This window comes from Paenibacillus sp. FSL P2-0136 (assembly GCF_037975325.1).
In the GTDB taxonomy this organism is placed as follows: domain Bacteria; phylum Bacillota; class Bacilli; order Paenibacillales; family Paenibacillaceae; genus Paenibacillus_AQ; species Paenibacillus_AQ silagei.
In genome coordinates this window covers 652987-674318 of record NZ_CP150244.1, presented here as the reverse complement: position 1 = coordinate 674318, position 21332 = coordinate 652987, and the positions used below count along the sequence as shown (strand labels likewise).

General features: G+C 53.7%; 15 protein-coding genes. 9 read left to right on the top strand and 6 right to left on the bottom strand.

Annotated features, from left to right (window positions below):
- Window positions 1-37 precede the first annotated feature (37 nt).
- The gene (locus NYE26_RS02825; RefSeq protein ID WP_339253723.1) at window positions 38-955 is read left to right on the top strand and encodes a DsbA family protein; all 918 of its coding nucleotides are present in this window, start codon (window positions 38-40) and stop codon (window positions 953-955) included.
- A 272-nt stretch (window positions 956-1227) separates the two neighbouring features.
- On the top strand, window positions 1228-1416 hold the full coding sequence (locus NYE26_RS02820) for a hypothetical protein (protein WP_339253721.1): 189 nt from the start codon (window positions 1228-1230) through the stop codon (window positions 1414-1416).
- A gap of 10 nt (window positions 1417-1426) precedes the next feature.
- On the opposite strand, the gene NYE26_RS02815 is transcribed toward NYE26_RS02820, so the two are convergent.
- Window positions 1427-4051: a glycoside hydrolase family 2 protein gene (locus tag NYE26_RS02815; RefSeq protein ID WP_339253719.1), complete on the bottom strand. Its 2625-nt coding sequence runs from the start codon at window positions 4049-4051 to the stop codon at window positions 1427-1429.
- 195 nt (window positions 4052-4246) lie between these two features.
- On the opposite strand from NYE26_RS02815, the gene NYE26_RS02810 reads away from it, so the two are divergent.
- From NYE26_RS02810 to NYE26_RS02790, 5 genes are all read left to right on the top strand, one after another.
- Window positions 4247-5599, top strand: coding sequence for an extracellular solute-binding protein (locus tag NYE26_RS02810; RefSeq protein WP_339253717.1), 1353 nt, complete (start codon window positions 4247-4249; stop codon window positions 5597-5599).
- Between the two features lie 125 nt (window positions 5600-5724).
- Entirely contained in the window at window positions 5725-6618 is an 894-nt protein-coding gene (locus NYE26_RS02805) for a sugar ABC transporter permease (RefSeq protein WP_339253715.1), read from the top strand.
- Between the two features lie 2 nt (window positions 6619-6620).
- Complete coding sequence (locus tag NYE26_RS02800; protein ID WP_339253713.1) at window positions 6621-7454, top strand: carbohydrate ABC transporter permease; 834 nt, start codon at window positions 6621-6623, stop codon at window positions 7452-7454.
- A gap of 85 nt (window positions 7455-7539) precedes the next feature.
- Complete coding sequence (locus NYE26_RS02795) at window positions 7540-9291, top strand: sensor histidine kinase (protein ID WP_339253711.1); 1752 nt, start codon at window positions 7540-7542, stop codon at window positions 9289-9291.
- Window positions 9292-9341: 50 nt separating this feature from the next.
- Complete coding sequence (locus NYE26_RS02790) at window positions 9342-10841, top strand: response regulator (RefSeq protein ID WP_339253709.1); 1500 nt, start codon at window positions 9342-9344, stop codon at window positions 10839-10841.
- A 75-nt stretch (window positions 10842-10916) separates the two neighbouring features.
- Here the strand turns inward: NYE26_RS02790 and NYE26_RS02785 are convergent, their stop codons facing one another.
- Complete coding sequence (locus NYE26_RS02785) at window positions 10917-11615, bottom strand: TetR/AcrR family transcriptional regulator C-terminal domain-containing protein (protein ID WP_339253707.1); 699 nt, start codon at window positions 11613-11615, stop codon at window positions 10917-10919.
- Between the two features lie 133 nt (window positions 11616-11748).
- On the opposite strand from NYE26_RS02785, the gene NYE26_RS02780 reads away from it, so the two are divergent.
- Window positions 11749-13101, top strand: a complete 1353-nt coding sequence (locus NYE26_RS02780; protein WP_036731234.1) for an MATE family efflux transporter — start codon at window positions 11749-11751, stop codon at window positions 13099-13101.
- Window positions 13102-13221: 120 nt separating this feature from the next.
- Window positions 13222-13962: a fused MFS/spermidine synthase gene (locus NYE26_RS02775; RefSeq protein WP_339253705.1), complete on the top strand. Its 741-nt coding sequence runs from the start codon at window positions 13222-13224 to the stop codon at window positions 13960-13962.
- On the opposite strand, the gene NYE26_RS02770 is transcribed toward NYE26_RS02775, so the two are convergent.
- The 4 genes from NYE26_RS02770 to NYE26_RS02755 all read right to left on the bottom strand — a co-directional run bounded on the left by NYE26_RS02770 (window position 13925) and on the right by NYE26_RS02755 (window position 20905).
- Complete coding sequence (locus NYE26_RS02770; RefSeq protein WP_339253703.1) at window positions 13925-16450, bottom strand: chemotaxis protein CheW; 2526 nt, start codon at window positions 16448-16450, stop codon at window positions 13925-13927. The two genes, NYE26_RS02775 and NYE26_RS02770, sit on opposite strands and share 38 nt — an antisense overlap.
- A 41-nt stretch (window positions 16451-16491) precedes the next feature.
- On the bottom strand, window positions 16492-16920 hold the full coding sequence (locus NYE26_RS02765; RefSeq protein WP_339253701.1) for a chemotaxis protein CheW: 429 nt from the start codon (window positions 16918-16920) through the stop codon (window positions 16492-16494).
- A gap of 14 nt (window positions 16921-16934) precedes the next feature.
- Window positions 16935-18506 (bottom strand): methyl-accepting chemotaxis protein, encoded by a 1572-nt coding sequence (locus tag NYE26_RS02760; RefSeq protein WP_339253699.1) that lies wholly within the window; start codon window positions 18504-18506, stop codon window positions 16935-16937.
- Between the two features lie 287 nt (window positions 18507-18793).
- On the bottom strand, window positions 18794-20905 hold the full coding sequence (locus NYE26_RS02755) for a LuxR C-terminal-related transcriptional regulator (RefSeq protein WP_339253697.1): 2112 nt from the start codon (window positions 20903-20905) through the stop codon (window positions 18794-18796).
- Between the last annotated feature and the right edge of the window lie 427 nt (window positions 20906-21332).

Sequence of the window (21332 nt, the reverse complement as noted above, 5' to 3'; positions counted from 1 at the left end):
ATACTACAAGTAGAAACGGAGGAGGTAACCCCTTATTATGAATACAAATCCTATGATCTGTGATCTGAAGACAGGTGTATGCGGGGTAAGCGACGAGGAGCATACACAAATTATAGATTTCAATCCGCAGCAGCAGCCCAAAGTTACTCTCTATTATGCGACTGATCCGATCTGTTCACACTGCTGGGCCATCGAGCCTACCCTGAACCGGTTTATGCAACAATATGGAAAGTACTTTGATTTACAGCCTCTGATGGGCGGATTATTAGCCGGCTGGAATGGCTTCGCTGACAAGGCAAATGGAATACAGCAGCCAGCCGATGTAGCGGGTCACTGGAAGGAAGTCGGAGCGCATTACCGCATGCCCATTGACGGCACCCTATGGCTGAACAATCCGGTCATGTCCTCTTATCCGCCCTCCAGAGTATTCAAGGTGATCCAGCAGAGACATCCGGGGAAGGAACTGGCCTACTTGCGGAGCGCCAGAGAAGCCGTCTTCGTCTTCAACCGGAATATCGGAGAAGACGAGGTCCTCGCGGATATTGTGAATAGTCTGGGATTACCCGGTGATGACATCGTTCAGGCCGCAGGACTGGAAGCGGCACAGGAGCTGCTGGAGGAAGATTTCCAGAAGGTGGCCCAGCTCGGCGTACGCGGCTTCCCGACCCTTGTCATGGTCAATGAAGAGAACCAAGGCATCAAGCTCGTCGGGTCCCGTACGCTGCAAAACTACGTAGATGCCTTGCAGCAGCTTATTCCTGAGCCGCTTGCTCCTGCTGCTCTCCCGGCTATGCCTGAGCTGCTTGCGGAAGGACAACTTCTCTTCTCCAGAGAAATTGAAGCCATGTACGATATCAAGCCAGAGGATGTGGCGGCCTTCACCGCCGCTGCGCTTCCCGAGCATGCATATCGCACCGGGCAGATCCTGGGTGAGATGTTCATCGAACCGGCCTGAAAGCGGCCGTATTCAACAAAAAGCGATCCTCCGATGACGGGGGACCGCTCTTTGTTGGATTATACCGAAACATGATGCCCATATACCGAATCATGCTGCCAATGCGGACTGAGAATCCGCTATTCCGCATAAATAGCCGCTTTGGCCCTGTCATCCGGACTCAGTGGCCCCTATTCGTGCGATTTCGCCTTGAAACGGCCAGCCCGGAAGACAATAAAGTCTTCTGAGTCCGCAAGAACAGAAATCAGGTTAGTTTATGAGCAAATAAGGTCATGTCAGTCCGCAAACCGGCTGTGGGTCAGGGGAGCCACGACTCCAGAGGTGAATTCATGCTACTGCGGGATCCCCGCTGCGACGGAATCACAGTTGCGGCGGAATCACAGTTGCGGCAGAATCACAGTTGCGGCGGAATCACAGTTGCAGGCAAGTCCACGGTTACGGAAGTATCCTCATCTGCGTGAGAGTTCGTGATTAGATATAATCCGCCATCGAGCGGACTACGAGTCCTGTCGGCGCGGCAGGGGTGAAGTCTGCCCCTCCGCCGCTGCTCCCGCCCCGAATCGAGAACTCCACCGTCTTCGGCTCACCCGGCAGCAGATCGAAGTAATTATCCGAGAAGATACCCTCTTCTTCCACCGTCAGGTGCACGCCCCGCGCCAGCACATCGCTGCTTAGCGTGAAGCTCTGACCGCCGCTTCCCGGTGCCTCTGTCACCGTGATGACCGGCTTGCTCAGCGGAATATCCTTCGCCCGGGCGAAGTAATGCTCCTTGCGCTCCAGCACTTTCCGTGTCTCAGACTCCAATACCTGTCTTGTCTCCGGCTCCAGCACTTGCCTTGTCCCCGGCCCCTGCTCCACCGCCTGCCCACTCTCCAGGAGCGAAGCCGCCAGCAGCACACTGGCCGGTTCACGGCCCTCTAACACTTCGGCCAGCGGCAGTGTGAAGACCACAGCCGATGAATCCGCAGCAAGGGTTACCGGCTGTGACCATTCGCGCAGCAATAGGCCGCTGATATCATGCAGCCGCAGAACCAGCTCTGCGTCCAATGCCTCCCGCCGGTCAGACACCCCATAGACCTTGACGCTCTCCCCATCCGTGCTGTCTACAGACAGCAGCACCTCTTGGAAGCTGCGGCGCACCGTATATTGCAGCGCCTTCCAGCGCCCGTAATAATCCATGCCCGCCCAGGAGGCTACCGGCCAACAGTCATTCATCTGCCAGTACAGCGTGCCCATGCAATAAGGCTTGTTACGGCGGTGACTCTCCATAGCCATGCGGATCGCCTCGGCCTGAAGCACCTGGCTCATGTACAGGAAGCCCCGGAAATCCTTCGGCTGCGGCAGATACATATCCATATACTCCTTAATCAGCTGATTGCCCGCTCCATTCTTCTGATGGGCCAGCATGACCTTCGATTCCAGCGCCAGCTCCTCTTCCTCTGCATAGCTCAGCACCGACTTCAGCTCCGGGAAGGACTGGAAGCCGTATTCGCTCATGAAGCGGCCTACCTTGAGATTATAGTTCTCGAACGGCTCCTTGGCGTGCCAGACGCCCCAGTAGTGGATATCTCCGTCACCCATAATCCGCGTGGCATGCTGATCCTGACCACCTGTGAGTTCGCGCAGCGGCGAGGACGGCCAGTAATCCATACCCGGATGGTTCGCGGCCACAGCTTCCGGCAGAATCCGGTGGAAGATTTCCTCATAGGCAGTCCATAAGCTCTGGCGAATCTCAGCATTCAGCTTCTCCTTCCAGCCCCAGCCCATGTACTCCTCATGCTGCGACCAGGCCGAGTCAATCTCATTGTTCCCGCACCAGAGCGCGATACAAGGGTGGTTACGCAATCTGCGGACATTATATACCGCTTCTGCGCGGACATTATTCAGGAACGCCTCATCGCCCGGATACATGCTGCAGGCGAACATGAAGTCCTGCCAGACCAGCAGCCCGTATTCATCACACAGCCGGTAGAACACTTCTTCTTCATAGAAGCCGCCGCCCCACACCCGCAGCATATTCATATTGGATTCCACGGCCGTGGCAATCTCATGGCGGTAACGTTCTTCCGTAACCTCCGTAATGAAGCTGTCGTTCGGAATATGATTGGCACCCTTGGCGAAGACCGGCACCCCATTCAGCTCAAAATGGAACGACGCCCCCTGCGCATCCGGCTTACGCACCAGCTTAATGTCCCGAAGCCCCGTCGTTACCTCCGATACTGCTACAGCCTCCGCTCCTTGCAGCAGCTCTGCACGGAAAAGGTACAGCTCCGGCGTGCCCAGGCCGTTGCACCACCACAGGCGCGGGCGGTCAATCACCAGCTCAAGCTCTAGCGTCTGCTTGCCCGGAGTGAGCGTAACCGCCTTCATCCATTCCTGCCCTTCGGCACTTAACCGCAGCATCCCGCTCCACGTTTCCGGTGCGTCCGCTTCAATCACGGCTGTCAGCCGGGCCTCCTGCTCATTCACCGCATGCTGGCGAATGTACAAATCCTCAATCGCCGCAACGTTACGGCCTGTCAGCACAGCTTCCCGCCAGATCCCGCTGGTCAGGAATCGGGGACCCCAGTCCCAGCCGTAGTGATACGGCGCTTTGCGGGCAAATACGCTGATCCGCTGCTCTTGAAGACCACCTAACTCAGACTGGTCATTCGGCGCAGGCAGATTGTAGCCCAGTGCCGCCAGCTTTGGCAGATCCTCGGTCACCACCGAGCGGAAGACGATGCGGATCTCATTCTCACCCGCCCGCAGCAGCCCCTTCACATTCACGGTCCAGGACAGGAACATATTATCTGCGGACAAGGCGTGAACGCCGTTCACATACACATCGGCATACGTATCCAGCCCGGCGAACACCAGCTCCGTAACCGCCAGCGTCTGCCATATCTCTTCTAATACAAATCCGGTTCTGTATTCCCAGTCCTTTTTATCAATCCATTGCAGCTCATGTTCATTCGTTCCATAGAAGGGCTGATCGATAACGCCATTGCGCAGCAGATCCGTATGCACCGTTCCCGGTACAACAGCCGTAAGCCATTCTTCATCTCCGCAGGCTCTGAATTCCCAGTGGTTCAAGTTCTTTTGCTGTTGATTCATAAATCCTCCTAAAAGTTTTGTTTTAGCTGCCATCATTGTATTTTGTTATTTTATTGTTAGCAATAACTTAATTATAATCGGAGAAACAGAACAAATAAAGACAATAAATAATAATTGAATACATTTCTACATCAATAAATTAGCGCTATAATATTGATGTAAACGCTAACATTTTAACGAAAAGGGGACAAAACAATGAGGAATAAGTTATTATCGTTATTTTTCGTTATTATCATGATTTTCTCTTTATCCCTGACCGGCTGCGGCTCCAACAATAAAGGCAATGCCGCAAAAGCCACAGATGAACCGGCAGCAGCCACCGCCGCTCCGGAGAGCACCGGCGGAGATGCAGCGGCTGCAACCGCGGAGCCGGCAGCCCCGGGCGGAGCCGACATCAGCGGCAAGATCATCTTCCTGACCAACAGAACCGACATGATCGGCAAAGAGTATGACGAATATGTGAAACGCTTTAATGAGAAATATCCCAATATCAAAGTAGAATTTGAAGCCTCCCAGACGGACTACAACCAGCAAGCCAAGGTCCGCATGGCCAGCGGCGAGCTGCCTGACGTCATGTTCGTTCCCAATATTCCCAACTCCGACCTGCCGAAATATTTCGCCCCGCTGGATGATCTGGGACTGAACGACCAGCTCACCTTCAAAGACTTCAAGGCCTTTGACGGCCAGCTCTACGGAATCACTACCGGGAACTCCACCTCCGGTATTGTATACAACAAGAAGGCATTCTCCGATGCCGGAATTACAGAGGTTCCGAAGACCTGGGATGAATTCCTGGCTGCCTGCGAGAAGCTCAAAGCCAAAGGCGTGGTACCGCTCGCCTCCAACTTCAAGGACAAATGGCCGCTTAACGACTGGGTATACGCAGTCCCCCGCGTTATTGCCGGCAACCCTGACTTTCCTAACCAGAAGCTGACAGAGGATGCACCGTTCACCATGGACAACGGATACGGCAAATCGCTCAGCCTGCTCAGAGAGCTGAATGAGAAGGGCTATCTGGAGAAAGACATCAACTCCACCAACTGGGAGCAATCGAAGAAGGATATCGCCTCCGGCAAGTTCGCTATGTACTTCCTGGGCAACTGGGTCATCAATCAGGTGATCGGCGCCGGAACCACCTCCGACAACGTAGGCTTCTTCCCGCTTCCCTATGACAACTCAGGTACATTGACGGCTCCGCTCAGTCCTGACTTCTTTTATGCCGTAGCCAAGAACAGCAAGAATGTCGATGCCGCCAAAGCGTTCGTCAAATGGATGATTGAAGATTCCGGGTATGAGGATTTCGCCGGCTTCATCTCTCCGCTTAAGGGCAGGGAATCCAAGCTGACCCAGCTTAAGGAATTCCAGTCCACCGGCGTAGTACTGCAGGAAGGCACGGTAGACAACGCCCAGGTTACAGAAATCACCAACAAGGCGCAGCTTGACCTGCCGGCTATGGCCCAGGAATTCGTCCTGGCCAAGGACCCGCAGACGGTCTTCGACAAATGGAACAAAGCCTGGGCCAAGGCCAAGAAAGACCTCGGCTACTAAAACAATTCACCCTGCTTCCACAGGCAGCCGGACGTACCCTCTGACGTACAAATGGATTATCGCCTTCCCGGATAATCCATTTTGTCGTCAATCCCGCCGAGCTCACATGAAAGAAGGTCAACCTATTGTTCGGAACCCTATCCTACAACAAGCAGAAGACGATTATCATTGTCTCCTTCCTGCTGATTCCGCTGATCCTCCTTGGCACTTTCACATATTATCCGGCGCTCAAGCTGATCTATTACAGCTTCACGAACTGGGACGGCTACAGCCCCGAGAAGCCTTGGGTCGGCCTCGCCAATTACCGTGAGGTATTCAGTACGCCCGATATTTTCAAAGTATTCACCCATAACTTCGCTTATTTCGTCATGGGTATTCTGCAGAATCTCGCAGCGATCTATTTCGCGGTGGTCCTGAACAGCAGGCTGCGGGGCCGAAATGCTTTTCGCATCCTGCTCTTCCTGCCTTACATTATGAACGGTGTGGCCGTCGCCTTCATGTTCGGATATGTGTTCGACACGACTAACGGCTCGCTGAACTTATTCCTGAACAGCATCGGCCTGAGCGGCCTGGGACAGACCAGCTGGCTCGGCACCGAAGGACTGGTGAACTATTCGCTCGCCTCCACCGGCTTCTGGCGGTTCATGGGCTACAATATGGTCATCTACATCGCCTCGCTGCAAGCCATCCCGCGCGATATCTACGAAGCGGCCAAGATTGACGGAGCCGGCTCTCTGCAGACGCTCTGGAGAATTACCCTGCCGAATATGAAAGCCGTCATTCAGCTCAATCTGTTCCTGACCGTTACTGGTGCGCTTGAAGTGTTCGATCTGCCGTTCGTGCTGACCAAAGGCGGCCCTGCAGGCGCCAGCCAGACCTATGTACAGCGTGTGGTCGATACGGCATTTGCCTTCAATAACTACGGCCTGGCTTCGGCAATGAGCATCATCCTGCTCTTCTTCGTAGTCATTGTGCTGCTAGTCCAACAACTTGTTCTCAGCCGGGGAGGAGATAAATAGCCATGGAACCCTTCAGATTCCGTCCTAAAGACCTGTTCAAATACTTCACACTGCTGATCGGGGTATTCGTGGTATTGTTCCCGCCCTATGTCGTCATCGTCAACGCCTTCAAATCCACGGACGAGTTCAACAGCAGCAGCTCCATGGCTCTGCCGCACAGCTTCCTTAACTTTGACAACTTCATTGCTGTGTTCCAGCGCGGCGGCCTGCTCAGCGGCTTCGGCAATGTGCTCATTATCATTATAATTACATTGACCCTGAACATTCTGTTTGGCACAATGGTGGCATATGTACTCGGCCGGTTCTCCTTCAAGCTGAAGCCAGTCGTGTTCGGCGCTTATCTGATCGCCACCATCATACCGAGCATCACTACCCAGGTCGCCACCTTCGGCATCATCAAAAACATGGGTCTCTACAACACACTCGGCGCTCCCATTGTGCTCTATATCGGGGCCGATGTGATTCAAATTATTCTCTATCTGCAGTTCATCCGCAATATTCCGTTTGATCTCGACGAGAATGCCATGGTCGAAGGCGCTTCCCTGTTCAAAATCTACCGTTCGATCATCTTCCCGCTGCTCACACCGGCTACCGCTACGCTGGTTATCCTGAAAACAATCAGCATTTATAATGACATGTACATCCCATACCTCTATATGCCCAAGCAAAGTCTGGGTGTCGTTACGACGATCCTCATGCGTTTTCAGGGGGTGAATTCCGGCGAGTGGAATCTGATCTGTGCGGCGATTCTGCTGATTCTGCTGCCCACAGTCATTCTCTACTTCTTCCTGCAGCGTTATATCTTTGAAGGTGTAACGAGCGGCGCGGTAAAGTAGGGCTGTACGGAAAGGAACAACAACCGTGTTATCCTATATCCGGAGATCTCCGCGGACACTTTGGCTGTTTCTGGCCAACCTGCCCATGGAGCGCAAGCTGATTGTAGTATTTATATTTCTGATCTCCTTGCCGATCACCTATGTCAGCTACCTGTCGTCCCGCTCCACCTTCCATTCCGTACTGGTTAATGCTACCTCAAGCGCCGGGCAGGTGGCCGGCAGCGCCTCGGACACTATTGACCGGTATGTGGCTGACCTTAAGCGCTATACCGCACTTCCGCTATATAACACGGATGTCCAGTTCTATCTGGAGCAGCAGGATACCGACTGGGACAAGAATACCGGTATGTCGATGTTCCTGAGTTATTTGAGCCATACGAAGGAAGAGATCGTTGCCGTCTACCTGGTGGACAAATACGGATCGGTCTACTATGACAAGGCTTCGGGGATCAGCGAGCTGTTCCCGGCTGAACGGCTGGCGCAGTGGCAGAGCCTGACCCGGGAGGGGGTAACCCCCGTGATTCAGGGCAGGCATACGATCCGTGTGAATGCCGGTGACAGCCGCGAGGTATTCAGCGTTCTGCGGAATGTCAGCTCGGTCAGCTCCCTGCAGAAGATCGGCATCATTGTCTTCGATATTAGCATCAGCCTGTTCAAAGGCATCGTCGATCCCGTCAATGCCGTTACCCTGGGAAGCACGATGATTGTCGATGACCGGGGCGGAGTCATGTATGCCAGCCCGCAGGCAGATGGCAGCAGCCGGCTGCTGGAGGACTACACCGACCAGTTCCTGCAGAAGGTGAAGGGTCCCGAAGGGCATTTTCAGCTCTCGCTGGAGGGCAAGGAATACCTTGCGGTATACACCGTATCGCGCAGAACAGGCTGGACCACGCTGGTGTCCATTCCGCTGGAGAGGATTCTTTCTCCCGTAGCGAAGACCCGGAATGCTCAGATGCTTACGACGCTGGTCATCATTGCCTTCGCCCTGATTGTCGCCACCTTCATCTCCCACGCGCTGACGAAGCCGCTGAAATCTCTGGTCCGCCTGATGAAGCAGGTGCAGCACGGCAATCTGGATGTCTGGGTAAATCCCCGGTTCAATGATGAGATCGGCATGCTGGGCAGTCATTTTAACCGCATGATCATCCGGGTCAAAGGCCTGCTTGAGGAGGTGACACTGACGGAGAAGCGCAAGCAAAAAGCCGATATGCGTACCCTGCAGAACCAGATCAACCCGCATTTCATCTACAACACCCTGGAATCCATCCGCATGCTGGCCGAGGGCAGCGATGATCCGCGCGTGGCGAAGCTGACTTACCTGCTGGGCATACAAATGCGGTACGGGGTTGTCCGCAGCGAAGAACTAGTAACCATCCGGCAAGAGCTGGATCATACACGCAATTATCTGGATATGCTGCAGATCCGCTTCCCCGACAAGTTCAGCCTGGAGATTGAGGTGCCGGACAACCTGCTGCCCTTGCCTGTGATTAAGCTGGTCTTCCAGCCGATTGTGGAGAATGCCGTCTTTCACGGCCTGGAGCCCAAGGAAGGTCCGGGCACGATCCGAGTCACCGGCCGGGCCGAGGGGAATCAGGCTGTATTTTGCGTAGAGGATGATGGGGTAGGCATGAATAAGCATACGCTGCATACGCTGAACGACAGCTTGGCCTGCGGAGCGGACGGGGAGCGGTTCGGCATTGGCCTCAGCAATGTGAACGAGCGGCTCCGCATGGATTATGGCAGCCCGTTCGGACTGCGCGTGGAGAGCGAGGCCGGCCGGGGCACGCGGGTCATTCTGCGGATTGAGATTTTTCCCGGCCTGCACAAGGAAGAGTAACCGGAAACGGGATCTTGTAGCACACAATTTCGGGGAAAGGGGAGAGCGGCTTGCTGCGTATAATAATCGTAGATGATGAGGTCCTGATCCGCGAGGGGCTGGCCCGGATGATCAGCAGGGAGAGCCCTGAATTTCATATCATCCGTACATATGCCGACGGCAGGCATCTGCTGGATGAGCTGCCTTCCCTCCAGTTCGATGTTGTAATTACCGATATCCGCATGCCGCAGACCGGGGGCCTGGAGCTGATCCGGCTGCTTAGAGTCAGCCGCCCCCAGGTCCGTTCCCTCTTGATGAGCGGATTCGTGGAATTTGATTATGCCCGCGAAGCAATCCGCAGCTCAGCGGTCGATTATCTGCTGAAGCCGATCAATAAAGAGCAGCTGTTCGAGATTTTGTACCAGCTGGACAAGGAGCGCACGCTGCTGCGTGAGCAGGAGGAACGGCAGCGCACCGGAATGCTGCTCTCTATCCTGCATATGGCGGAGCCCCCGGGGCTGCTGCTCGCCAGCCTTCATTTGCCCGCACCTTATTTCTCGGTGCTGCTGCTTAAGGGAGACTCGCCCGAAGCCGTCCGGGCCTGTGCAGAGCATCTGCGGCAGCACAAGCCGGAGTGCTTCGATGTGCTGGAGCTGCGCCGGGGACTCCAGGCCTGGGTCTGGTACGCTGCGCAGCCGCTGACACCGGATCAGCTGCAGGAGATCCGGGAGCATCTGCACACTGCCGCCTCAGGGCATATCCTTCATGTGGGGATCAGCCGCCCCTATGCGGACGCTGCCCGGCTCGGGGATGCCTATCTGGAGGCCAGGATGGCCTGTGATCAGGGAATGTATCAATCCCGGCTGCTGTATTACGCTACGGTGGACGAGCTGATGCTGCCGGAGAAGACTAAGGCTGAGCCGGTTGCCGCTTACCGCGATCTGCTGGTCCATGATTTGCAAATCCTGAATATCGAAGGCATCCAGGCAGGACTGCACCAGCTGTTCTCGGGGCTTGCGGAAGAGCGTGTATCGCCCGCGCAGATTCCCGGCATTTGCCGGGAGATTGAAGCGCTGGCCCGCAAGGAGCTGCCGGAATTCGAGGCGGTCTACCGCAAGGGCGCTGCGCTGAGTCTGGAAGAGCAGATTGCGGACTGTATGCGGTTTGCAGATATGGAGACGCTGTTCGCAGCCTCCTTCTCAGCCGCCCTGATCAGTATCCGCGCCCAGCGTCTCGAGCTGTCCGGCACCGCTATTGAGACGGTCAAGCGCTGGATCTCGGCCCACTACAACCAGCACGCAGATCTGAATACCCTGGCGGGGATGGTCTATCTTACACCCAGCTATCTAAGCAAGCTGTTCAAGCAGGTAACCGGCCTCACGCTGACCGATTACATGATCGAAATCCGTATCCGCAAGGCCAAGCAACTGCTGAAGAATGCACCGGACCTCAAAATCCATGAAATCGGCGTTGAAGTCGGCTATCCCGATCCCGCTTATTTCAACAAGCTGTTCAAGAAGGTTGTCGGTGTAACACCGAATGAATTCAAACGAATCTCACCGGTAGAATGAGGGTGACTCCTTGGAGCCTCCAACCCGGGCTGGCAATATGTTATTTGTTATCTATATCATTGTTTGATTTTGTCGTTAAGTGTTCTTCCGTGTTCCATGCTCATGCTCCTTAATCACCTGCTCCGTCCCAAGCAGAATCAGCCTCAGGCCGAATTCAAAAGCCCCATCGGTCCCCAGCAGCTCGAACAGTCCATTCTTGAACATCCTGCGGAATAACCCAACCTCCTTCTCGTTCATGGAGTCCATCAGGCGGAGCAGTTCCTCGCCCGGAGGCTCCTGCTGTTCCTTAGCCATCATGGAGACATTACGCTCATGCTCATAATCATCCAGCACGAAGAAGAACACGAAGTTCACAAGTGTAGTGACCACCTGCACCTTCTGCGCCTCCTCAAGCGGCGTGGATTCCACGCAGTGCAGCATCCGGTTGTTAAACCGGATAATATCCGGCTCGTGGGGCAGTGTCATCATCATAAGCTGTGTGGAGCAGGAATACCGGCTGAGTACACTCCGTACCGTTACCGCAAATTCTGTCAGCTGTTCCTTCCAGTCGCCCTCCGGGCGGTGCTCCTCCAGGATGACTCTGGAGATGTGGTTGGCCAGCCGCTGGTAGAGGTTCTGTTTGCTCTTGAAATACCAATACAGCGAGGGAGCCTGAATCCCCAGCCGGTCAGCCAGACGCCGCATACTGAATTTTTCGATTCCCCCCTCCCTGAGAAGCTCCCATGAAGCTTCCAGAATCCGGTCTTCCGAGATTTGAGGTTGTGCTTTTTTCATCGCTATCCGCCCTTTTATCTAACAGTGTAAGTTTATGCTTTACAGTCTCTTAGGTTCATGATATCATCTAACACTGTAAGATTCAATCTAACGCCGTTAGATTGACAAAAATCAGTGAAAGAAGTGATCCCTAATGGATACCGAAAACCTTTATTATTTTGAAAAAGCACCCATCACCAAAGCCGTCGCCCATTTCGCCGTGCCCATGATGTTAGGCACATCCATGAACGTCATCTATTCGATTCTGAATGCCTATTTCCTGGGCACTCTCCACAATACGGCCATGCTGACCGCACTCGCCTTGACCCTGCCGCTGTTCGCCATCATCATGGCGCTGGGCAATCTGGTGGGCATAGGCAGCGGAACATATATCTCGCGGCTGCTGGGTGAGCACAAATATGACGAAGTGAAGCAAGTGTCTTCCTTCGCCTTTTACAGCAGTCTCGTGCTTGGCCTCCTCGTGATGGCCGTGGGCCTGCCGCTGATCGGCCCCATCCTGCACAGTCTGGGGGCAACGCCGGATTCCTATGGATTCACGAAGGATTATGTCACAGTCATGCTGATTGGCGCGCCGTTTGTCGTATTGTTCTTTACGCTGGAGAATATGGTCCGCTCCGAGGGTGCAGCTATCGTCTCCATGATCGGTATGATGCTCAGCGTGGTGGTTAATATCCTGCTCGATGCACTGGTTATCTTCGTGCTCCACTGGGGTGTAATTGGCGTAGCGTCGGCAACGGTTGTGGCCAACATGGTTGCGAGTGCCTACTATGCCTTCCATATGGGCTACAAAAGCCAATTCCTCACAGTCTCCTTCAAATGGTTCAAGGCCACCAAGGATATTCTCAGCAATGTGTTCAAAATCGGCGTTCCGGTCTTCATCATGAGTGTCTTTCTGGGAGCCATGTCGCTGATCTTCAATCTGTTCCTGATCGAATATGGGGATGCGGCTGTAGCCGCTTACGGGATATCCTCAAGATTGCTGCAATTCCCCGAGTTTATTCTGATGGGCTTGTGCGAGGGAGTCGTGCCGCTCATTGCCTTCTCATTCACAGCGGATAAGCTGCGCATGAAGCATACCATCGGATTCACGGTAAAAGCGATGGCCGCCATGGCTGCCGTATTCGGCATCGTCGTCTATCTGATCTCCGACCATCTGATCGGTCTGTTCACCAGAGATCCGCAAATGATTCAAATGGGCAGCTACATTCTGCATGTCACCTTCTTGTCCTTATTCATATCAGGGCTGACCACCTTATTCATGGGGATCTTCCAGGCTACCGCGCAGGGAACGGCCGCATTCGTAATGTCGATTATTCAAGGGGTCACACTGATTCCTGTGCTCTTCTTCGCCAACCGGACGAATGGCTTCCATGGAGTGGTGTGGTCGCTGGTCATTGCCGATGCCGCTGCCTTCCTGGTCGGTGCCGCCATGCTGTACGCCCTGCGGCACAAGCTCCAGCCCGAACTGGAGAGTTTGGTTCATTAAGGGGGCTTAAGCCCCTTTTGAGAAATACAAGCAGCCACAGGAAGCCCTTCCTGCGGCTGCTTTATGTTACTATGAAGGTTGTACCGAACGAATCCCATCTGCAGAAGGAGTCTGATCCGCTTGCACGCACCATCCCATCCTAACCACGACTCTCAGGACATCGAGGTCTACGATACAACCGAGCTATATGGTGAGACCGGACGGTTCCGGGTACTGCAATTCTCGGGGGAAGCTGTTCAGGGCGCACTGGATCTGGACCATCCGCGCCGGGTGATCTTCGAGTATCCCCGGGCGATGATTCATCTGATGGAGGCGGGCAATCCGCATTTCGAGCGTGTCTTCCTGATCGGACACGGGATTGGTACGATTGCCGGTTATTTCGCAGAGAAGCATTTTACGGTGGCTGAGGTGAATGCGAAGGTGGTGGAATACAGCAGAACCCGCTTTGGCTACACGCAGGATAACATCCTGATCGGTGACGGCCGGAGCCTGCTGGAAGCCGCGCCGGAACGCGGCCATGACTATATCCTGCTGGATGCCTTCACCGCTGCCGGGACGCCGCCTCATTTCACCACGCTGGAGTTCTTCCGCCTAACCCGTGCCAAGCTGAACGGACACGGCCAGATCATCATGAATCTGATGGGCCGCAGCGGCAATGACCGCTTCATCAGTGCTATTCATACCACACTCCGTGAAGTATATCCATATACCAGAACCTTCGCCCTCCCGGCAGAAGGGACCGCCGATCTGCGCAATATCCTCATGACCGCCAGCGCCCGGCCGATTCCCTATCAGTCCCGCCACATGGCCGGCTTCAGCGAGATCACTCCGGGGATCGGTCATGTGATACGGGACCGGTAATGCAGCAGGTGTGCAGGTCCAGCAGGTTCTCCAAATTCAGCAAGTGAATAAACTGATGGTTGTCTTTATAGACGGCATCCAGCACCTCTGGATGCTGGAGAATGTGATCCGGCGCCTCATCCATGTGCTCCCTTGCGAGCAGTTGCACCGCTGACACCTGATCCACCCATATCCCTACCTCCTGTCCGGATACCTCGCAGATCAGAATCCGGGAGCCGGCCGTCTGTTCACCGCTGTCCATTTCGAGCTTGGGCCGTATGTCATAGACCGGGAACAGCAATCCGCGCAGATTGATCATTCCCAGGACATGAGCCGGGGCAGACACCAGCGAATGAATCTCAGGAACAGGTACAATCTCCTTCATTTGGCGGATCGGAATCCCGAAATCCAGCTTCTCCAGCTTGAAGGTGATATATTTCTCGCTCTGACTATCCTGATCCCCTGCCGTAACTGTGTTCTCTTGGAGCAGTGCATCGTGGGCCGAGCCTGTTTCCCTTGCAATCGAGCCTATATCCAGGATATGGGCCACTCGGCCGTCGCCAAGTATGGTTGAGCCTGCGATATAAGAAACGTTGCCTATGTAACTTCCCAGTGACTTGATGACAATCTCCTGGTTGCCGATCGTCTGATCTACTACCAGACAGACCCGCTTATCCGCGAAGCCGACGATGACAACGAACAGCCGGCCGTTCACCGTATGCTCGCCTTCCTCCACTTGCAGCATATGGTGCAGACGGACAAGCGGAAGCACCTGATCGCGGAACTGGCAGACCTCCCGCCCCTGAATGGTAACAATATCCTCCGCCTTCATTCTGAATATTTCAATGACATTAATCAGCGGAATGGCAAAGGTACTGCTCCCCAGCTTAACCAGCAGGGAACGGATGATGGCAAGCGTCAGCGGGACCTTGATCGTGAATATACTCCCCTGATCAGGAACCGTCTCAATATCTATAATGCCATTTAATTTCTCTATATGTGCTTTGACAATATCCATGCCCACTCCGCGGCCGGATAAATCTGTGACCGTACGGGCTGTTGAGATGCCAGAGCGGAAAATGAGCATCACCAGCTCTTTGTCCGTCATACGCTTCACTTCATCAGTGGTGACGAAGCCTTTACGCACAGCGGCTTCTTTGACCTTGCCGGTATCAATGCCCCTGCCGTCATCGGATACCGTAATGACAATCATGTTCCCTTGATGACTTGCCCGCAGAGTAATGGTCCCTTTCCGCGGCTTGCAGAGAGCTGCACGTTCTTCCGGCAGCTCCAGCCCATGGTCCACGGCGTTGCGCAGAATATGGATCAGAGGATCGCTGATCTCCTCAATGAGGCTGCGGTCCAGCTCGGTCTCATTGCCCTCAATGATGAACTCGATCTCCTTGTTCGACTTCTGCGCCAAATCCCGGATCATCCTGGGGAAGCGGCCGAACAGATGCTCCATCGGCAGCATCCGGGTCTTCATCATCCCCTCCTGAAGATCGCTGATGACCATATTCAAATGTCCTGCGATATCATTAAGCAGATGAACATCACTGTTGTTCTTGAACTGCTCACTCAATCTGGAACGGACACTGTGCAGCCTGGTATTATCTATAATCAGCTCTCCTACCAGATTCAGCAGTCCCTCCAGCCGCTCCACATCCACACGGACAGTCTGGGCCGCATAGCCGTTATTTTTCTGAGCCTCTTTTCCTTCGGTGAAGGTGTCGAGGTTTGCTTTCGTAATAGGATCTGTATGTATAATTTCAATCTGTGAGATTTCCTGCAGACAGGCCATCATATCCTGCCGGGACTGCTGCGTAAGCAGAATATATGCAATAGTACCGGAGAACTGCGCATCCCTCTCGAGGGCTTCCAGCTCGGGGAAGGTGGCAATAACCTCGCCCGTTTCCCGCAGCTTGGCTTCTACGAGCTTCGCGCGGACATATTTCATCGGCTCCTCAGCAGCAAGTTGAATATGAACCGCCATTGCCGCAGAGCCTTGATCTATAGCTGCCTGGATCTGCTCTTTGCGGATATCATCGAAGATCATATCCGGCACAGGCCCCGCTTCTCCCTGCGGAAGCCCCTCTGCAGCAGGAGCGGGAGACTCGGCTGCTGTCTTCCGCAACTCTTTTAACCGGCGCAACAGCTCTGAGATGTCCCCTTCCTCCAGCGCACCGCTCAGAATGGATTGACGAAGCTCCTTAATGAAATCTACACAATCAAAGAGAATGTTCAATAACTCGGAGGTTACGTCCAGCTGTCTGCCCCTGAGCAGCTCTAGCACACTTTCCATCTGATGCGTCAGCCGGTTAAGCTGCTTGAAGCCCATGACTGCTGATGAGCCCTTGAGCGTATGTGCGACCCGGAAGAGCCTCTGAATAAGGTCATTCTGATACCCTTTGCTCTCCAGCATGAGCAGGGCCTCATCCAAATACCGCAGCTGCTCGTCCATTTCATCCAGAAAAACGCCCAAATACACCATATTATGAAACTCGTTCATCTCAGTTCTCCTCCCCGCCTTCATGCGTTGGCCTTCACCCTTCACCCGTCACTTAACAGACGCCCGATGTTCAGAATGCTGATCAGCTCCCCGGCACACATGCCGATCCCGTCCATGTACTGCACGCCCTGCACTTCATGCGATTCCAGAGGCGGCTCTACCTCATGAAAGGAAGCCACCTTTTCTACAGAATCCACCATAATCCCTATGGCCTCCTGCCGGTAATGCACCACAACGATCCTAGACCGGGTATCCGGTATAGATTCTGCCAGGCCAAACCGCCTGCACAGACTGACCACCGGTATAATTTTGCCGCGTAAATTAATCACGCCCTTAATAAAAGACTTGCTGTTAGGCACGGCTGTGATAGGCTCCATCTTGATAATCTCGTTAATCTCCCGGATATCGATGGCCAGCTTCTCCTGGACCAGCCGGAAGATGATGTACTGCTCCGTTCGTGCAGCCAGCATGGCTTACTCCCCCTCTACAATCTGAACACCGACACCGAGCTATTCAGTTCATCCGCCAAGGAGGCGAGCATTTGCGAGGAGGAGGCCGTCTCCTCGGCTGCTGCGGCGGATTCCTGGCTTCCGGCCGCAATGGATTCAATCGAGAGCAGCACCTCGTTCGTCTGCGCCGCCTGTTCCTCACAAGCCGCAGCGATGCCTGTAATCTGCTGGGTAGTATCATTGACGCGGGTAACGATACCATCGATCAGCCGCTCTGTACGCTCGGACAGGGCCGATACGTCACTGACAGCCTGCACACTCAGAACCGTATTCTTCTGCATCACCCGGATGATCAGGGCAATCTGTTTGGTCGCTTCACTGCTCCGTTCAGCCAGCTTGCGGACCTCATCGGCGACAACGGCGAAGCCCCGTCCCTGCTCACCGGCACGCGCTGCCTCAATCGCTGCATTGAGCGCCAGCAGATTGGTCTGCTCGGCAATCTCATCAATCACCTCGATTATTTCGCCGATCTTCTGGGAATCCTGCTCAAGCAGTTCCATCTTCTCCGACAGATTACTCATACCAAGGCCGGATTCTCTTACCGCAGTGCTTCCCTCCTCAGCACCCTGACGCGTCAGCAGCGACAGCTCCGATGCCTGCTCGGCATTCTTCGCAACCTCATCGATGCCCCGGGTCAGATCCTGAACCAGCTGATTGATATTTTGCGCCGCCTGGGCCTGGGATTGGCTGCCGCTGGCGATTTCTTCGGTGGTTGCCGATATTTCCTCAGAGGAGGCCGCGACACTTTGCGCCGCTTCGACCGTCCCGCCGATCAGCTTGCGCAGGCTGGTAATCATCTCATTGGCTGCTGCGGCCAGCCGGCCGAACTCATCCCGGTTCTTGATCGCAATCTCCTCCCTGAGGTCACCATCTGCCATGCGGACCATCGCAGCGAGCAGCTTGGACACCGGACCCACAATTCCCTGCGAGATCACGATGCCCAGCACAATGGCTGCAAGTGCCGCAAAGATGGAGATGATCAGGATCATCAATCTTCCCGTGGTATAGCTGGCAACCGTAGAGTCGATCCGTTCATCTGCACCTTCGATTACATTACTGGCGGCCAGATCGGCGGTATCCTGAGCCTTCTGCAAATCAGGCAGTGCGTCGATTAAGACGCCGTAGGCCTGCGTATTCTGATCTTTATCCAGCAGGTCATTGACTTTGGGTACGGATTGGTTATAGTTATCCACGCTCTGCTTAATGATCTCTAACGCAGCCCGTTGATCCGCATTCAGTGCGAGCTCTCCATAGACCTTCATCCGGTCAGCAATTTTGTCCTGATCCGCTTTAATAACTGCCTGAATCTCCTCCTTCACCGAATCATCGGTTTCGAGGATAAGCTTGAACAGATCACCGCGCAGCTTGTACAGCTCGGTCCGGATCTCAGCAATATTGACGAGCGCGGGGAAGTTGTAGCTCTGCATCTGTACAGAGTTACTGTTCATGCCCGCCATTTTCATAATCGATAGCCCGCTGATAAATATAAGCAACGCTACAATAACCAGAAAGCCTCCCAACAATTTGGTGCGGATGTTTAGTTTCAAATGAAGCACTCCTCAATATGTATTTTGTCGAGCCTACAAAGCTTCCCCTATTATGTATAACGTAAGGCCTCTGCGCCTATCGCCATTGGTTCCTAAGTTTCGACATAATCTTCCTGTTTTCTACAGGCCTTCTTTCCTTTATCAAGTGGAAACGGCTTTGCCGTCCTTTTAAAGGACGGTACCGTTTCAGCGAGGAATAGAAGGATAATGTATAGCGTGAAACCCATAAATTCTTATATTTGCACAAAAAAAGCAATGTACGCTTACATGCTGCGTAATCATTGCTTTTATAAAGAATCTTTTTTGCCGGTAGCTTGATATATTTGCGAGATCGCCTGTGATCTGCTATGCACACCAAGCTTCTCGTAGATTTTGGTTATGTGATTCTTGACAGTATGCGTACTGATAAACAGTTTCTCCGCAATTTGCTTGTTATTGAGGCCTGTCAGCAGACCATCCAGGATATCGTTTTCCCGGGTAGTAAAACGTACGCCTCCCTCTTGCTGCACTGCAACCGGCGGAGGAGCTATCAGTTGCTCAAAGGAACGCATAAGTGGCTCGGGCACGGGTATAGGAAGTGTTTCCTTCCATTGCCTGCCGCCCTGCTCCGTATACTTCGTGAGCATAAGCAAGACCTTCGCCAAGTACAGATGGGAACTTTCTCCTACATCCTCTTGCCCATTGTAATCCGTCAGGTAATAGTGCATATGGCGCAAAACACATACAGCAGGAATATCACCCAGGTATTTGATCAGCAGCCCTATAGGATATGGAGCAAGGAGCGCGGCCTGGCCAATCCATTCCATCTCTTCCGCAGAGTGACTTAACGGCTCCAACAAGTCCTGTGCAAGCCTTCGGATATCTGCAGCTCTGCTATGTACTACCGGCTGCTGTATCAGCAGATTATCCTGGAGCAGCCGCATGAAGTCAGTTCCGGAGGGCGTGTTCTGAGGCTGCTGGGCAAGCAGCTTGGTCACTAGCAGCACATTGGTCATATGAAAAATCGTTTCATATTCCCGCCGCTGCCCCTCATCACTGAACTGGACCGTGAATAACCCCAGCAGCCTTTGTTCAAATACCATAGGATGCTCTACCAGCTGCCAGCTCTTCCATTCCCGCCGGATCGGCTTGTTCAGCAGGTTGAACCCCGGTATCCCGTCAGCGAAATAGATCTGTTCAGCATCTTCTGCGTAGACGGTGTACAGTTCATTTGGAGCAGAAGAGGAAGAATAGATCCTCAGTCCGGCCTCGTCAGGCGTATGTAATAACAAGCACATGAACGGACTGCCTAGCTGCTGCTGGAAAAACTCAATGAACAGCTGCAGGTAATCCTCCTTATCCTGAGTAACCAGAATCCCTTGGACAATTTCTTTATAGGCATCATGCCTCTTCCTTTGACGTTCATACAGCGCTTCGCTCTCCATATGATACATGGAAGCAGCGAGCTGATGGGCCACCAGCATACCCATATCAGCCTGCTCCTCCGTCAGCTCCGGGCGGACCGGGTCTCCGGCATACAATAATCCATACAGCTTGTCCTTGTATTTGATGGGATAGCAGATTAGCACCTTTGGCCTTACCCCATGCGCAGCAAAAAAAGAAATCCGCAGATCGCGGTCAGCATTCCTCCAGTACCCCATTTGCTTGGAGAGCCCCACCTGTCCCAGAAATCCCTCACCGTAAAAAAAAGAAGCCCCCTGCAGGGAGTTATCCTTCGGCATACCGGTTGTCTCCACCACTGTGAATTGGTCCCCGTCTGCAGCATTACTGGCATAGCCCGCAAATTCCACTCCCAGAATACGTACCACAATGCCCAGTATTCCTTGCAGCCACTCCGGGCTCGCCGGGTCCAGCAGATAAATCAGATTCATAAGCTGCAGGTCATACGCAGAATATTCTCCGCCCTGCTCCCGTTCAAGCAGAGCCTGCACGGTATCAGCCAGTATATCCAATTGGCTGATAATCCTGGCGACGCCCTCCTGATCCAATACCGGTACCTTATCCAGAGCCTGAATCCAGTCCTCGCATTCTCCGGGGGGAACGGTTTCATGAATCCTGCCGGTAATCAGCTCTTTCGTACAACCGTCCACCCAGACGCCTGTCAGAATATAATAGGGCCTTTGCTTACAGATCCCGATGGAGGTAATCAGCATTTTCAGCCCGGAGCGGGTTTCATAGACAATAGTTTTCGATACATTCCTGACCTTCTCCAGCAGGTTCGCAATTGCATGTTCAGCGGTTGCACAAGGAGAACCGAACAACAGAGATGCCATCTCGGTTAAGCCGGAGGGTTCTGTTATTCGTTTGTCCGCTTGATCGGTAATAATAATTGTCAATCCGCATAATGATGCGTATGCGTCTTGCAAAGACTGCAGATTTCGGCGGAGCTTGTTCTTCATTGCTTATTCCTCGCTTTCCCCTCCAAAATTCGCCATTGCAGGACCCATTCCCTGCTTTTCCCGCTTTCCATTCTACAAACGCAGTATTATTGACCGGGAATCCGGGCAAAAATATGCGCGAATGCGAAATTAATAATCTGCTCAACTCGCCCGCCGCTCTCTGATCTCCATTCAACTGCCTTCCCGCGATATCTAGCGTGACCCAGATTATGCGGCCGCCCAATGTGATCGGTTTTTCGATTTCATTTGGTCCACGCACCCCTCGCCAGCCAAATGTAATCGGTTTTTCGATTACATTCCGCTCTCGCACCCCCCACCAGCAAAATGTGTTCGGTTTTTCGATTACATTCCGCCCACGCATCCCCGTCTAGCCATAAGAGGCAGCTTCACCTTCCTCCTCCCGCGACAAAAACACCGGCGCTGAAAT

Coding starts and splice junctions, on each gene's coding strand:
- NYE26_RS02825 (WP_339253723.1), top strand. CDS start 38: ATGAATACAAATCCTATGATCTGTGATCTGAAGACAGGTGTATGCGGG.
- NYE26_RS02820 (WP_339253721.1), top strand. CDS start 1,228: ATGTCAGTCCGCAAACCGGCTGTGGGTCAGGGGAGCCACGACTCCAGA.
- NYE26_RS02815 (WP_339253719.1), bottom strand. CDS start 4,051: ATGAATCAACAGCAAAAGAACTTGAACCACTGGGAATTCAGAGCCTGC.
- NYE26_RS02810 (WP_339253717.1), top strand. CDS start 4,247: ATGAGGAATAAGTTATTATCGTTATTTTTCGTTATTATCATGATTTTC.
- NYE26_RS02800 (WP_339253713.1), top strand. CDS start 6,621: ATGGAACCCTTCAGATTCCGTCCTAAAGACCTGTTCAAATACTTCACA.
- NYE26_RS02795 (WP_339253711.1), top strand. CDS start 7,540: ATGGAGCGCAAGCTGATTGTAGTATTTATATTTCTGATCTCCTTGCCG.
- NYE26_RS02785 (WP_339253707.1), bottom strand. CDS start 11,615: ATGAAAAAAGCACAACCTCAAATCTCGGAAGACCGGATTCTGGAAGCT.
- NYE26_RS02780 (WP_036731234.1), top strand. CDS start 11,749: ATGGATACCGAAAACCTTTATTATTTTGAAAAAGCACCCATCACCAAA.
- NYE26_RS02770 (WP_339253703.1), bottom strand. CDS start 16,450: ATGAACGAGTTTCATAATATGGTGTATTTGGGCGTTTTTCTGGATGAA.
- NYE26_RS02765 (WP_339253701.1), bottom strand. CDS start 16,920: ATGCTGGCTGCACGAACGGAGCAGTACATCATCTTCCGGCTGGTCCAG.
- NYE26_RS02755 (WP_339253697.1), bottom strand. CDS start 20,905: ATGAAGAACAAGCTCCGCCGAAATCTGCAGTCTTTGCAAGACGCATAC.